Origin of the sequence: Streptomyces sp. NPDC057900 (assembly GCF_042887885.1) — a bacterium.
In the GTDB taxonomy this organism is placed as follows: domain Bacteria; phylum Actinomycetota; class Actinomycetes; order Streptomycetales; family Streptomycetaceae; genus Streptomyces.
This window is the reverse complement of sequence record NZ_JBHVOI010000001.1, coordinates 980,550-993,703: the sequence shown is the minus strand read 5'-3', so window position 1 is coordinate 993,703 and position 13,154 is coordinate 980,550. Positions and strand designations below refer to the sequence as shown.

The following is a 13,154-nucleotide window of genomic DNA, read 5'->3' as shown; positions in this document are numbered from 1 at the left end:
CGCTCCGCCCCGAGCGCCCGCCCGCTCGGCCCGCACCCCGCTGACCACCGAATATGCAGGTGAGACGGACCCCAAACCCCTGGTATTGTTTTCTTTGTCGCCACGGGAAACCGCGGCTGACCACCCAGTCCGGGTGGCGGAATGGCAGACGCGCTAGCTTGAGGTGCTAGTGCCCTTTATCGGGCGTGGGGGTTCAAGTCCCCCCTCGGACACCAGCTCAGACCCCTGTTGATCAGGGGTCTTTTGCTTTTCCCGGCACCGGTACGACCACCGTGCCCCCTTCCCTCAGCCGCCCGCGCGGCCACCCCCGCCATGCCTGGCCCCTCGCGTCACGATCCGGTCTCGGAGGGCGGGTGGGGGGTTGTCTTCGGCCATGTAATCGATTCCAATCATCCGTGTAATCGATTCCATGGCCCTGGGCCGCTGGTTTCGAGGCGTACGGAAACCACAAGGAGGTGGTCCCGGAAATGGCGAGCATCAAGGATGTCGCGGCCCAGGCAGGAGTCTCTGTCGCCACGGTCTCCCGCGTCCTCAACAGCCATCCCTCCGTCAGCCCGGACGCGCGCAGACGCGTCCTCGCCGCCGTCGAAGCCCTCGGCTACCGGCCCAACACTCTGGCCCGCTCGCTGCGCACCGATCAGACCCGCACGCTCGGTCTGGTCATCAGCGACGTGCTCAACCCGTACTTCACCGCGCTGGCCCGCTCCGTCGAGGAGGAGGCCCGCGCCCTCGGCTACAGCGTGATCATCGGCAACGCCGACGAGCGGCCCGAGCAGCAGGACGACCACGTCCGCACCCTGCTGGACCGCAGGATCGACGGCCTCCTCGTCTCGCCCGCCGACGGCGACTCCCCGCTGCTGCACGACGTGGCCCGCGCCGGTACCCCGATGGTCTTCGTGGACCGCTGGATGCCGGGTGTGGACGTCCCCGTCGTCCGCGCCGACGGACACCGGGCCATCCAGGACCTGGTCGCCCACCTGTACGCGCTCGGCCACCGCAGGCTCGCCATCATCGCCGGGCCCGCCGCCACCACCACCGGCGACGAGCGCGTCGAGGCCTTCCGGTCCGCGATGAGCGCGCACGGACTCGCGCTGCCGGACGCCTACATCGGCCAGGGCGACTTCCAGGCGGCCAGCGGCCGGCGCGCCACCGAGCACTTCCTCGCCCTCCCCGAACCGCCCGAGATCGTGTTCGCGGCGGACAACCTGATGGCGCTCGGCGCCCTGGACGCCATCCGCGCCCACGGACTGCGGGTGCCAGAGGACATCGGGATCGCCGCCTTCGACGACATCCCCTGGTTCGTCCACACCGGACCGCCGATCACCGCGATCGCCCAGCCGACCGGCGAACTCGGCCGCGCGGCCGTACGCGCCCTGGTCGACATCGTCGAGGGCCGCCCCCCGCAGTCCGTCACCCTGCCCGCCCGTCTCGTCGTACGCGGCTCCTGCGGTGAGCGCACGAGCGAACCGGGACCGTCCGCCACCGAGCCGAGGAGTGACGCGTGAGCGAGTCAGTCGAGTTGCTGCGCGTCGAAGGCGTACGCAAGACCTTCCCCGGCGTGGTCGCCCTGGACAGCGTCGACTTCGATCTGCGCGGCGGCGAGGTCCACGTCCTGCTCGGCGAGAACGGCGCCGGCAAGAGCACCCTCATCAAGATGCTCTCCGGCGCCTACCGCCCCGACAGCGGCCGGATCTTCGCCCGCGGACAGGAAGTCCGCATCAACGGGGCGCAGGACGCCGAGAAGCTCGGGATCGCAACGATCTACCAGGAGTTCAACCTGGTCCCCGATCTCACGGTCGCCGAGAACATCTTCCTCGGCCGCCAGCCGCGCCGGTACGGACTGATCGACCGGCGCAGGATGGAGGCCGACGCCGAGGTGCTGCTGCGCCGCGTCGGCCTGCGTGTGTCGCCCCGGGCGAAGATCCGCGAACTGGGCATCGCCCGGCTCCAGATGGTCGAGATCGCCAAGGCCCTCAGCCTTCGGGCGCGCGTCCTGATCATGGACGAGCCGACCGCGGTCCTCACCTCGGAAGAGGTCGACAAGCTCTTCCGGATCGTCCGCAGACTGCGCGAGGACGGCGTCGGCATCGTCTTCATCACCCATCACCTGGACGAGATCGCCGCCCTCGGTGACCGCGTCACCGTCCTGCGCGACGGCCGCAGCATCGACCAGGTGCCCGCCTCGACCCCGGAGACGGAACTCGTCCAGCTGATGGTCGGCCGCAGCATCGACCAGCAGTACCCCCGTGAACGTGCTGATGCCGGGGAGCCGTTGCTGTCCGTGCGCGGCCTCAGCCGGGGCGGCGTCTTCCACGACATCAGCTTCGACGTGCGCGCCGGTGAGGTCGTCGGCCTCGCCGGACTCGTCGGGGCCGGCCGCACCGAGGTCGCCCGCGCCGTCTTCGGCGCCGACCCGTACGACGCGGGCACCGTCGACGTACGCGGCGAGCGGCTCGGCAAGCACGACGTCACCGCCGCCATGAGCGCCGGGCTCGGCCTCGTCCCCGAGGACCGCAAGGGCCAGGGCCTGGTGCTCGACGCCTCCGTGCAGGAGAACCTCGGCCTGGTCACCCTGCGCGCGGCGAGCCGCTCCGGGCTGGTCGACCTCAAGGGCCAGCGCACGGCCGCCGCCCGGATCGCGGAACAGCTCGGCGTACGGATGGCGGGCCTCGGCCAGCACGTGCGCACCCTCTCCGGCGGCAACCAGCAGAAGGTCGTCATCGGGAAATGGCTGCTCGCGGACACCCGGGTGCTGATCCTCGACGAACCGACCCGGGGCATCGACGTCGGCGCCAAGGTCGAGATCTACCAGCTCATCAACGAACTGACCGCCTCCGGCCACGCCGTCCTGATGATCTCCAGCGATCTGCCCGAGGTCCTCGGCATGAGCGACCGGGTGCTGGTCATGGCCCAGGGCCGGATCGCCGGTGAACTCCCCGCGGAGCGGGCCACCCAGGACGCCGTGATGGCCCTCGCCGTCGGCTCCGCCCCCGCGACCGACCCGACCGACCCGACCGAACCCACCGCACGCATCGAGAACGACGAGGAGGGCCCCCGTGGCCACTGACACCCATCCGCGCAAGGCGGGCACGGGAGCCGCCGGGCCGGGCCTGCGCCGCCTGCTGCTCGACAACGGAGCCCTCACCGCCCTGGTCGTCCTGCTGCTGGCGATGTCCTTGCTCTCGGGCGACTTCCTCACCACCCAGAACCTGCTGAACGTCGGCGTGCAGGCCGCCGTCACCGCGATCCTCGCGTTCGGCGTCACCTTCGTCATCGTCTCCGCCGGTATCGACCTGTCCGTCGGCTCGGTCGCCGCGCTCTCCGCGACGGTCCTCGCCTGGTCGGCGACGTCGGCGGGGATGCCCGTCGTACTCGCCGTCCTCCTCGCCGTCGCCACCGGCATCGCCTGCGGCTTCGTCAACGGCGCCCTCGTCGCGTACGGGAAGCTGCCCTCGTTCATCGCGACGCTGGCCATGCTGTCGATCGCGCGGGGTCTGTCCCTGGTGATCTCCCAGGGCAGCCCGATCGCGTTCCCCGACTCCGTCTCCACCCTCGGTGACACGCTCGGCGGCTGGCTGCCCGTACCGGTCCTCGTCATGATCGCCATGGGGCTGATCACCGCACTCGTCCTCGCCCGCACCTACCTCGGCCGGTCGATGTACGCGATCGGCGGCAACGAGGAGGCGGCCCGGCTCTCCGGGCTCCGGGTCAAGAAGCAGAAGCTGGCCATCTACGCGCTGTCCGGCCTCTTCGCCGCCGTCGCGGGCATCGTCCTCGCCTCCCGGCTGACCTCCGCCCAGCCGCAGGCCGCACAGGGGTACGAACTCGACGCGATCGCCGCCGTCGTCATCGGCGGTGCCAGCCTCGCGGGCGGCGTCGGCAAGGCTTCCGGCACCCTGATCGGCGCACTGATCCTGGCGGTGCTGCGCAACGGCCTCAACCTGATGTCCGTGTCCGCCTTCTGGCAGCAGGTCGTCATCGGTGTCGTCATCGCCCTCGCGGTGCTGCTCGACACACTGCGTCGCAAGGCCGGTTCCGGGGCCACGTCCTCGGCCGGTTCCTCCGCCGCCGGGCCGGGATCACCGGGATCGGGGCGCGGGGGAGCGGTGAAGGCCGGTCTCGCACTGGTCTGCGTGGCGGCCGTCATCGCCGCCGTGACGTTCTTCAACTCCGGTTCCTCCGGCGGCAACACCCGGATCGGGATGTCCCTCTCCACGCTCAACAACCCCTTCTTCGTCCAGATGAAGGCGGGTGCGCAGGCGGAGGCCAAGGCCGCCGGGATCGACCTCACCGTCACCGACGCGCAGAACGACGCCTCCCAGCAGGCCAACCAGCTCCAGAACTTCACCAGTTCCGGGGTCGACGCGGTCATCGTCAACCCGGTGGACTCCGACGCGGTCGGACCGGCCGTACGCGGCGCCAACGACGCCGACATCCCCGTGGTCGCCGCCGACCGGGGCGTCAACAAGGCGGACACCGCGACACTGGTGGCCTCCGACAACGTGGCCGGTGGCAAGCTCGCCGCCAAGGCCCTCGCCGACAAACTCGGCGGCAAGGGCAGCATCGTCGTCCTCCAGGGCACCGCGGGCACCTCCGCCAGCCGCGAGCGCGGGGCGGGCTTCGCCGCAGGAATCAAGGCGTACCCGGGCATCAAGGTGGTGGCCACCCAGCCCGCCGACTTCGACCGCACCAAGGGCCTGGACGTCATGACCAACCTCCTCCAGGGCCACCCAGGAATCACCGGTGTCTTCGCGGAGAACGACGAGATGGCGCTCGGCGCGGTCAAGGCCCTCGGCAGCAAGGCCGGAAAGTCGGTCTCCGTGGTCGGCTTCGACGGCACACCGGACGGCCTGAAGGCGGTCGGCGCCGGCACGCTGTACGCGTCCGTCGCCCAGCAGCCCAAGGAGCTCGGGAAGATCGCCGTACAGAACGCGGTCCGGGCGGCCGAGGACAAGAAGGTCGCCGGCACGGTCAAGGTCCCCGTCAAGGTCGTCACCCGGCAGAACGTGGCGGACTTCTCCTGACCGGGCGGCACACCACCCCGGCCACCCGCTCCACGGAAGGAAGGCAGTAGCAGCAGATGTACGAGAACGAGGACTCCGGGCCCGCCCGGTACGACCTCCTGGTCGTCGGTTCGGCCAACGCCGACCTGGTCATCGGCGTCGACCGGCGCCCGGCGGCGGGGGAGACGGTGCTCGGCTCCGACCTTGCCGTCCACCCGGGCGGCAAGGGCGCCAACCAGGCGGTCGCCGCCGCCCGCCTCGGCGCCCGCACGGCGCTGCTGGCCCGGGTCGGTGATGACGCGCACGGCAGGCTGCTGCTGGAATCGCAGCGCTCTGCGGGCGTCGACACCACCGGGGTCCTCGTGGGCGGAGCGCCGACGGGCGTCGCCCTGATCACGGTCGATCCGACGGGCGACAACAGCATCGTCGTCTCGCCGGGCGCCAACGCACGGCTCACCCCGGCGGACGTCCGGGCGGCGGCCCCCCTCCTCTCCGCCGCCCGGGTCGTCTCCGTCCAGTTGGAGATCCCGCTGGACACGGTCGCAGAGACGGCCCGCGTGCTCCCCGCCGGGACCCGGCTCGTCCTCAACCCGTCCCCGCCCGCCCCGCTCCCCGCCGAAGTGCTGGCGGCCTGCGACCCCCTGGTGGTCAACGAGCACGAGGCCCGTTTCATCCTGGGCCGGGACGCGGGCACCACCCCCGAGTCCTGGGCTCAGGCCCTCACCGCGCTCGGCCCCCGCTCGGTGGTGATCACCCTGGGCGCGGGCGGCGCACTGGCCGCCGACACCCGTACCGGGGAGTGCGTACGGGTACCCAGCCCCGAGGTCGACGCGGTGGACACCACCGGCGCGGGCGACGCGTTCACCGCGGCCCTGGCCTGGCGGCTCGGCCTGGGGGAGACGCTCCCCGTGGCGACGACCCTCGCCGTGCGGGTCGGCGCGGCCGCCGTCACCAGGCAGGGCGCGCAGGCGTCGTTCCCCACCGAGGAAGAGATCGGCGCACTGTGAAGAAGTCAGGCATCCTCAACCGCCATCTCGCGGGCGCCCTGGCCGAACTGGGCCACGGCGACACCGTCCTGGTCTGCGACGTCGGCATGCCCGTCCCGCCGGGCCCGCGCGTCGTCGACCTGGCCTTCCGGGCGGGCGTCCCGTCGTTCGCGGAGGTGCTCGACGGGCTGCTGGACGAACTCGTGGTGGAGGGCGCGACGGCGGCCGAGGAGATCCGGGACGCCAACCCGGCGGCGTCCCGCCTGCTGGCCGAACGCCTCCCGGACCTCACCCACGTCCCCCACGACGCGCTCAAGGCGCTCACGACCCACGCGCGCCTGGTGGTGCGTACGGGCGAGGCGCGGCCGTACGCGAATGTGCTGCTGCGCTGCGGAGTCTTCTTCTGAGCAGACCGCGCACGGCGCACGGGCGGGCCCCGCGCGCCGTGCGCCGTCGGCGTACCGGCGGGCCCGCGCGCCCATGGCGTACCGCCGGGTCCCGCGCCGTCAGTCCGCCGTCACGATGCCATGGCCCGTGACGTCCACGAGCACCCGGCGGTACTCGGCGGGGCGGGCGTCGAAGTCCACCCGCGCGGCCAGCCCGGCGGCCTCGTTGTGCTGACCCCGCAGCAGGTCCACCGACGTCTGCGTGAACCGGTCCGCCAGGCGGTCCCGCGCGGCCTCGGCCAACTCCGCACGCAGCAGCGCCACGGACTCCCGTGCGAGACGGCGCCGGGCGGGCCCGGCACGCAGCATCTCCCGGTACCCACCGCACGGTTCGGCGTCGGCCAGCAGCGGTTCGAGCCGCTCGGCCAGGGCCCGTCCCGCCACCGCCGTGCGCCGGGCCGCCGCTCCGCCCTCCACCAGCACCTGGAGGGCGACCAGCAGAGCCGTCGTCCGGGGGTCGGGCCGGTCGGAGTCGACCCGTACGGCGGCGTTGGCGTCCACCCGGTCGGAGATCCGCCGCGCGGCGGCCACCGCGCGCCCGGCCGCCCGGGGCCCCACCCCCGGCAACCGGCCCAGCTCCCACGCCCCGGCATCGAGCACGTCCCGCACGCTCCGGATGCCGCCCTGCTCCCACTCACCGGGCCCCGGCCGCCCCCTGACCGCCCAGCGCAGCCGCGCCACCGGGAGCCGGCCCAGCCGCTCGTCCACCAGCTCCCTGTGCAACGGCGCCCAGGCCGCCCGTACGGCCTCCACGGCCCGCTGGTGATCGACGGCCACCGCCTCTGCGGCGTCACTGAGCAGCCAGGCCCGGCGTATCACCTGCGGTCTCACCCCGCTCGCCCGCGCCACGGCCCGGATGTTCCCACCGACGAGACCGACGATCGTCACGAGAAGGCCGACCGCCAGCAGCGCGTCGGAGATCCGGATCAGCTTGTCGGCCGGTCCGTCGTCCTGGTCCAGCTCGTACAGATCACCTCGGTCCGCGCCTTCTGCCAACACGAAACCGCTTTCCCAGCCGAGCCCGGAACCCTCGTCGTAGTACGGCGCCTTGAGGAGCGGATCGCGTTCCGGATCACACCGGTACGGCCCCTCGCGCCGGCCCTGCCCGAACGGATCGTCCCACCGCACCGTGCACGTCCCGTCGGCCGACTCGTGGAGCACCGTCAGCTCCACCTGCCGCAGCTCTGGGAAGCCGGGCACGGCGAGATACACCCCCAGCGAACACCCGATCAGCACCAGGCCGACCGCCAGCACCCACCGGAACACGGGCACATGCCCCCTCATCCGGTCCCCCTCGCGTCGCGTCCCCATCCCCTTGTCCGTTCAGCCTGCGCCGCGCCCGGCCGGGCATCAAGAAGCGGGACCGGCAGCCCCGGACCCCGCTTCCTGCCCGATCCCGGCAAGGACCGGGGTCCGGAAGCCGGTTATCGGCCCGATGCCACGAGCGGGTAGTGATCGGAGAGGTTCGTGTACGTGTAGTCCGTCCCCCAGCTCGACACCGTCCACGGCGCGCTCTCCTCCTTGACCACCTCGTTCGTCCACCCCGCCGGCCTCGCGTGCCCCGTGCGGTGCAGGACGTGGTCGAGGTCCTCGCGGGGGTCGTCGGGGTAGCGCTCGGCGGCGATCGAGTTGTCCCGGGTGTCGAACGAGTAGGGGTGCCCGGTGCGGGCGTCCGCGGCGGTCAGCCCGGCGTTCGCGAGCATGGCGGCGTACTCGGGGGAGCGGGAGTCCACGTTGAGGTCACCTGCCACGATGACCTGTTCGGAGGCGGGGATGTCCTTCGCGTCGAGGAACGCGTCGATCTGCCGGAACTGCAGCGCCCGGATAGCAGCCGCCTCGCCCGACGCACACCCCGGGTCGGTCGACTGGGTATGGGTTCCGACCACGTGCACGCGGACGCCATTGACGTTCAACTCGGCATACGCGAAGCCCTTGTTGGACCACCAGTCGCTGCCGCAGGCGTCCTTGTAGATGTGCTGCTCCTGGCGGACGACCGGCCATTTGCTCAGGATCGTGACGCCGCCGTCCTCCGGCGTGGTGGCCGAGTAGGCGCCGCTGGTGGCGTCCCAGCCGCTCCGACTCCGTCCCACTACCGGTGTGTGGTACGGGTACTGGCCGGCGGCGTCGCGGGTCAGGGCGTCGGAGGAGGTGTTGTCGAACGCCTCCTCCAGCACGACGACGTCATTGCCCCGGAAGAAGCCGGCCTTCGGTATCTCCGCGGCCCGGTGCGCCTGCCCCCAGTTGGGGTAGAGGCTGGTGCTCATCAGGAACGTGTTGTACGTGAGCACCCGGAGCGGCGGGGTGTCGGCGGCCGATGCCCGCGGTGCGACGGCCACCAGTGCGGCGGCGGTGAGCGTGGCGGACAGGGTCACGCCGGAGATTCGGCGGAGCGCGGAGTGCGGCACGGGGTACTCCTGAGTCTGCTGCTGCGTGGGGGCGGATGAATGCTGGAACCCATGAAAGCAGCGGGAGTTACCCGTGGGTAGACGGCAGATGCCGGGAGCCCCGACCGCAGCTGTCCAACAGGTGCCCGTCGCGCCCGGTCTCCGCCGCCCGTCACTTCCGTTCGGCGTACACGATGAGGTTGTCCACGGGGTGCCCCGCGGCGTCGAACGCGCCGTCGCAGGTGATCAGCCGCAGCGCACGGGCCTTGGTGTGTCCGTAGACCCGCGCGGTGGGGAACGCCTTCTTGCTCGCCGTCTCCCGGCCGGTGACCTCGAAGTGGATCTCGGTGCCCCGGTCGTCACGGACGCTGATGTCCGCACCCTTGGTGATCTTCTTGAGGTCGTGGAACACGGCGCGGCCGAAGCGGGTGTCGTTGTGGCCGATCAGTACGGCGGGGCCCGGCTGGCCGGGTACGGAGCCGCCGGTGTACCAGCCGGTCGTCATGCCCTTGTCGGCGGGCGGCACCTCGACCGTGCCGTCGGCGTTGAGCCCGAGGCGCATGACCGCGCTGTTGATGCCGAGGGAGGGGATGGAGACACGTACGGGCGGCGAGGCGGACTTCGCGGATGTGGACGGGGACGGGGGCGCGGGCTCGGACGCGGTTCCCTTATCGGGCGCGGGAGTTCCGGCCGTGGTGGACGACTCGGCGCCGCGGGCCGCGGCCGAGGACTTCGACGGCGAGGCGTCGGAGCAGCCGGTCAACGCGGTCAGAGCGGTCAGCGCGAGGCAGGCGTACACCGGCAGTGCGGTACGCCGGAGGATCTGGGGCGTGCGGGACATGAGGACGGACTCCAGGAGTGATCGGCCGACAGCAGTGGCGCCGCCCTTATACGGGACGGCGCCACTGCCGGTTCTATCGGCTGAGGGGTGGTCAGCCGTTGCGGCGGCCGGTGGAGCGGCGGCGCAGGACGACCGTTCCGGCGCCCGCGACCAGGAGGGCCGCCACGGCGGACCCCGTCACGGCGGCGGTGTTGTCACCGGACGTGCCGGCCGGGCGCTCGCCCGCGGCGACTCCGCCACGCGGGGCCTCGGTCGCGGGTCGGACCGCGGGCGTGGGGCTGTCGCCCGCGGCGACTCCGCCGCGCGGGGCCCTGGTCGGTGCCGCGGTGGCGGGGGCGGCCGAGGGCGATTCGGAGGGAGTGGCCGTCGTGGCCGGCCGCGAGGGCGCGGGGGTGGCGGAGGAGTCGGCGAAGGCCGAGGCGGCGGGGACGCTTACCGCGCCGACCACCACGGCGGCCAGGACAGCGGTACGCAAGGACGAGCGCAGGGACATGAATATGGCTCCGTTCAGGACGGCCCCGACGGCGCCGCGATGCGGAATCGCACCGCGGCGCGGGGCGTGCCGACAGGCTGTCCCGGAGATATGAAGAAGCTGTCAGGACGCTGTGTTCATCGCATCAGGGCTGCTCGGACCCGCGTTCTGACCCGCGCTCCGACCCGTCCGGGTCGTGGGCCGGGACGCGGTCGGCCGGGAGGCGGAGGGTGAACACGGAGCCCTGCCCCGGCACGCTCGCAGCGGTGACGGTGCCGTCGTGCGCCTCCGTGAGCTTCCGTACGATCGCCAGCCCCAGCCCGCTGCCTCCCGTACGCCGGCTGCGGGACTTCTCGCCGCGCCAGAAACGGTCGAAGACATGGGCGAGGTCCTCCGGAGGTATGCCGCTGCCCGTGTCCGTGACGTCCACCAGAACCGCGTCGCCGGAATCGGAGCCGTACGGGCGCAGGGTGACGCTTCCGCCGGACGGGGTGTGGCGCACCGCGTTCGAGACCAGGTTGCCGATGGCCTGGCGCAGCCGGACCGGGTCGGCCGTCAGCCCCGGCACCGGGTGGTCCGGGGCCACCGGCAGCACGCTCAGCGCCACCCCGGACGTCTCGGCGCGGGCCTGGTGCGCGGCGGCGACCTGACCCAGCAACTCCTCCATCCGGACCGGCTCGGCGTGCAGTCTGAGCGCGCCCGCGTCGGCCTGGGCCAGATCCTGGAGGTCGTCGATGATGTGCTGCAACTGCACCGCCTCCTCGTGCAGCGAGGCGATGAACGCCGGGTCGGGCTCGGCCACTCCGTCCTGCGCCGCCTCCAGCCAGCCGCGGATGTTGCTGAGCGGGGTGCGCAGTTCGTGCGCGACATCGCTGACCATGGCCTTGCGCTGGGCCTCCAGCCGCGCGCGGTGGGCGGACATGTCGTTGAACGTGGCGGCGAGCCGCCCGATCTCGGTGTCCGCGGCGACCAGCACCGGCACGCTGTCCTCGCCGTCCCGCATCCGCTGGGCGGCGCCCGTCAGCGCGCGCAGGGGGCGTACGAGCCGTGCGCCCACGAGGACCGACGCGCCGACGGTGAGAGCGAGGACGAGCGCCGCCGCCCCCGCGATCTTCGCGGTGTTGGCCGGTGAGAGATCGAACCCGGGCACCGTCGTGCCGCCCGTGTCACCGATGAACAGCAGGGCGGGCGAGGCGACGTACGAACCGAGCTGTTCGCGGCGGGCCGTGCCGACGCAGGAGGCGATCGCCCGGTCGGCCTCGCCGTTTCCGGCCGCCTGCGGGCGGGTGGCGTCCGGAGCGGGGCTCGGCGCGTCGGTGGGGGCATAGGTCGGCACGGGGCTGGGCGACGCGCTCGGCACCTCGGTGGGAAGCGCCACGGCAGGCCTGGATTCCATGGGCTGGCCCCAGGACAGATCCAACTTCAGCTGGACCCCGGCCCGGCCCTGGCGCTTCAGACAGGCGTCGGCCAGCTGGTTGAGGGCCTTGAGCGCCTTCCTCTCGGTCGCGGTCGGGCTGTCCAGCTCATCGGTGGCGCAGCGCGTGCCCTGGACGCGGTCGGGGTCGTTGCCCACCACCTGGATCCGGGGGCGCCCGCTCGCGCTGCGGACCACGTCGGAGGCGATCCCGGTCGCGCTGAGACAGGACACCTTCCGGTCCGCGGTCTTCTGCAACGCCGCCCGCTCGGCGGCGGGCAGCCGGAACGGCCCGACCGCTCGCGGATCGACCCGGTCGGCCGGAGCCCCTGACGCGCCCGCGGTCTCGGCCGCCAGCGCCGTGTCCACCGACAGCGGATCGACGATCGCGGAGGCCTGCGCGGGCAGCGCCGCCGCCGTCTCCGGATCGGCCGAGTCGGCGAGCGGAGCACGCCGTTCCGTCGTCAGCGTGATCCGCCGGCCGGACTGCTCCGCCAGGTCACGCACGGTCTTCCCGACGCCGTCCCAGGTGGGATGAGCCGCCGCGTATCCGAGCAGGCTGTGGTAGATCCGGGCATCGGCGGTGAGGTTCTGCCCCTGCTCCTGCCGGATCGCGCCGGATGTCGTCTGCACGGCCAGCCAGGCGGTGGCAGCCACCGAACATGCCGCCACGAGCGCGGAGACGGCCAGCAGCCGGGCGAACAGGCTCTTGCGCAGCGGCAGCCGCGCCCCTTGCCCGGCGTCCGCCGCCCGCTGTCCGGAGCCGGCCGCGCGTCCCGCGCCACTACGACGACGCACGTGCCGCCGCCTTCGCCGGGTCCGTCAGCTTGTACCCGACACCGAAGACGGTGAGCAGCCGGGTCGGCCGGCGCGGGGCGGGTTCTATCTTCTTGCGCAGGTTCATGATGTGCACGTCGACCGTCCGGTCGCTGATGTACCGGTCGAATCCGTGCAGCTCCGCGAGCAGTTGCTGCCGGGAGAAGACCCGGTCGGGCTCGGCCGCGAGCGCGGCGAGGATCCGGAACTCACCGGGGGTGCATTCGACGGGCTCACCGCCGACCGAGACCAGATGCCGGGCCGGATCGACGACGAGCGAACCGACCGTCAGCGTCGGGTCGTCGTCCGGCTCGGCGCCCGTGACGCGGCGGCTGCGCCGCAGGAGCGTACGGACCCGGGCCATCAGCTCACGCGGGCTGTACGGCTTGGTGACGTAGTCGTCCGCGCCCAGATCGAGCCCGAGCAGCAGATCGTCCTCCGTCGTGCGGGCCGTCAGCATCAGCACCGGCAGCTCCCGGCGCTCGGCGCGCAGGACGCGCACCACATCCAGACCGTCGGCGCGAGGCATCATCACATCGAGGACCAGCAGGTCCGGCTCCCGCTGCCGGACCAGGTCGAGGGCGGCCAGACCGTCGCCGACGAGAGTGACGGAGTGGCCCTCGCGTTCCAGGTAACGGCGGAGGAGTTCGGCCTGTTTCTCGTCGTCTTCAGCGACGATCACGTTTGCACACACGAGCTCGATCGTAGAGGGGTTCGAACAGTGGGCCCCGGCCTCTTGCCCGTGGAGCCCTGGTAATGCTCTTGTGTACCCGCAGGTAACTGGCATGCGCG

General features: G+C 72.4%; 11 protein-coding genes and 1 tRNA gene. 6 read left to right on the top strand and 6 right to left on the bottom strand.

The window, feature by feature from the left end; all coding sequences use genetic code 11:
- The first annotated feature begins 127 nt into the window (after positions 1–127).
- The 6 genes from ACFVQ0_RS04085 (at position 128) to rbsD (ending at position 6,396) form a co-directional block, all read left to right on the top strand.
- Positions 128–215, top strand: a tRNA-Leu gene (locus ACFVQ0_RS04085).
- 252 nt (positions 216–467) lie between these two features.
- Complete coding sequence (locus ACFVQ0_RS04080; protein WP_390084303.1) at positions 468–1,505, top strand: LacI family DNA-binding transcriptional regulator; 1,038 nt, start codon at positions 468–470, stop codon at positions 1,503–1,505.
- On the top strand, positions 1,502–3,067 hold the full coding sequence (locus tag ACFVQ0_RS04075; protein WP_390084301.1) for a sugar ABC transporter ATP-binding protein: 1,566 nt from the start codon (positions 1,502–1,504) through the stop codon (positions 3,065–3,067). Before ACFVQ0_RS04080 ends, ACFVQ0_RS04075 begins: the two co-directional genes overlap by 4 nt.
- Positions 3,057–5,024, top strand: coding sequence for a substrate-binding domain-containing protein (locus ACFVQ0_RS04070; RefSeq protein ID WP_390084299.1), 1,968 nt, complete (start codon positions 3,057–3,059; stop codon positions 5,022–5,024). Before ACFVQ0_RS04075 ends, ACFVQ0_RS04070 begins: the two co-directional genes overlap by 11 nt.
- Before the next feature lie 56 nt (positions 5,025–5,080).
- Complete coding sequence (locus ACFVQ0_RS04065) at positions 5,081–6,010, top strand: ribokinase (RefSeq protein WP_390084297.1); 930 nt, start codon at positions 5,081–5,083, stop codon at positions 6,008–6,010.
- Entirely contained in the window at positions 6,007–6,396 is a 390-nt protein-coding gene (gene rbsD, locus ACFVQ0_RS04060; RefSeq protein WP_390084295.1) for a D-ribose pyranase, read from the top strand. Before ACFVQ0_RS04065 ends, rbsD begins: the two co-directional genes overlap by 4 nt.
- A 99-nt stretch (positions 6,397–6,495) precedes the next feature.
- On the opposite strand, the gene ACFVQ0_RS04055 is transcribed toward rbsD, so the two are convergent.
- From ACFVQ0_RS04055 to ACFVQ0_RS04030, 6 genes are all read right to left on the bottom strand, one after another.
- Positions 6,496–7,707 (bottom strand): hypothetical protein, encoded by a 1,212-nt coding sequence (locus ACFVQ0_RS04055; RefSeq protein WP_390084294.1) that lies wholly within the window; start codon positions 7,705–7,707, stop codon positions 6,496–6,498.
- 152 nt (positions 7,708–7,859) lie between these two features.
- On the bottom strand, positions 7,860–8,840 hold the full coding sequence (sph, locus tag ACFVQ0_RS04050) for a sphingomyelin phosphodiesterase (RefSeq protein ID WP_390084292.1): 981 nt from the start codon (positions 8,838–8,840) through the stop codon (positions 7,860–7,862).
- 151 nt (positions 8,841–8,991) lie between these two features.
- A complete protein-coding gene (locus tag ACFVQ0_RS04045; RefSeq protein ID WP_390084290.1) occupies positions 8,992–9,660 on the bottom strand; it encodes a class F sortase in 669 nt (222 codons plus the stop codon).
- A gap of 91 nt (positions 9,661–9,751) precedes the next feature.
- On the bottom strand, positions 9,752–10,153 hold the full coding sequence (locus tag ACFVQ0_RS04040) for a sortase-dependent protein (protein ID WP_390084289.1): 402 nt from the start codon (positions 10,151–10,153) through the stop codon (positions 9,752–9,754).
- 124 nt (positions 10,154–10,277) lie between these two features.
- Positions 10,278–12,344, bottom strand: coding sequence for a sensor histidine kinase (locus ACFVQ0_RS04035; RefSeq protein WP_390084288.1), 2,067 nt, complete (start codon positions 12,342–12,344; stop codon positions 10,278–10,280).
- Positions 12,331–13,056 carry a response regulator transcription factor gene (locus tag ACFVQ0_RS04030; RefSeq protein WP_390084286.1) on the bottom strand — a complete coding sequence of 242 codons (726 nt, stop codon included), beginning with the start codon at positions 13,054–13,056 and terminating at the stop codon, positions 12,331–12,333. The genes ACFVQ0_RS04035 and ACFVQ0_RS04030 overlap by 14 nt, the downstream gene beginning before the upstream one ends.
- Positions 13,057–13,154 lie beyond the last annotated feature (98 nt).